This window comes from Hydrogenophaga sp. (assembly GCF_041633695.1).
GTDB lineage: Bacteria > Pseudomonadota > Gammaproteobacteria > Burkholderiales > Burkholderiaceae_C > Hydrogenophaga.
The window spans coordinates 1-1,097 of the sequence record NZ_JBFJMY010000756.1; the positions used below are offsets into that span (position 1 = coordinate 1).

Below are 1,097 nucleotides of genomic sequence, written 5' to 3' on the forward strand. Positions count from 1 at the left end.
ATGGCCATGATCGTGATCGGCGTGCTTGTGCCCGTGTCCGCTGGCGTGCGAGGCGTAGGCGCCGCCTTCGGGTTCAAAAGCCTCGTTCACTTCGCGCACGGTCAGGTGCATGGCGCGCAACAGGTCGGCCAGCACATGGTCGGGTTCGATTTTCAAGTGATCCGGCTTCAGTTCGATGGGCACGTGGCGGTTGCCCAGGTGGTAGGCGGCGCGCATCAGGTCAAAGGCGGGGTCGGTGTGGTGGTGTTCGGTGCAGGGTGTGATGCGCAGCACCGCCTGGGGCGCGGCCACCACGCGCAGCAAGGCGCCGTCTTGTGTCACCAGCACGTCGCCACCGCGCACCAGCGTGCCACGGGGCAAGAAAACGCCCACCCGCTCGCCGTCCGAGGCCAGGGCGTCGAAACGGCTTTTCTGGCGCAGGTCCCAGTCCAGCTCGAGCGTGGGTGCGCGGCGCAGCAGCGCGGGTGCAAGGCCTTGGCCTTGCGCGATCAGTTTGGAAGCCTGGCGCATGGATACCTTGGTGCGGTTCAGAACAGAAAGTAGCGCTGTGCCATGGGCAGGCTGGTGGCGGGTTCGCAGGTGAGCAACTGCCCGTCGGCGCGCACGGTGTAGCGCTGCGGGTCGATCTCCATCTTGGGTAGGTAGTGGTTGTGCACCATCTGCGCCTTGGTGATGCCACGGCAGTTCTGCACCGCCACCGTTTGCTTGTGCAAGCCATAGCGCTGGCCCACACCAGCGGCCAGGCCGGCCTGCGACACGAAGCTGAGGCTGCTCTTGGCCATCGAACCGCCAAAACCGCCGAACATGGGCCGGTAGTGCACCGGTTGTGGCGTGGGGATGGAGGCGTTCGGGTCGCCCATGGCGGCCAGCGCGATCGTGCCGCCCTTGAGCACCAGGGCAGGCTTGACGCCGAAGAAGGCCGGTTTCCACACCACCAGATCGGCCCACTTGCCCACTTCGAGCGAGCCGACGATGTGGGCGATGCCGTGCGCAATCGCTGGGTTGATGGTGTATTTGGCGATGTAGCGTTTGACGCGGAAGTTGTCGTTGCGCGCGCTGTCTTCGGCCAGCGCGCCGCGCTGCTCTTTCATCTTGTG

The 1,097-nt window shown here is 65.6% G+C and carries 2 protein-coding genes; both read right to left on the bottom strand.

Annotated elements, in window-relative coordinates; translation table 11 throughout:
* Positions 1–510, bottom strand: a 510-nt coding sequence (ureE, locus tag ABYB95_RS23860) for an urease accessory protein UreE (protein ID WP_372662963.1), incomplete at its 3' end; no start/stop codon positions are given.
* Positions 511–527: 17 nt separating this feature from the next.
* The coding region (locus ABYB95_RS23865) for an amidohydrolase family protein (protein ID WP_372662966.1) at positions 528–1,097 on the bottom strand (570 nt) is incomplete at its 5' end.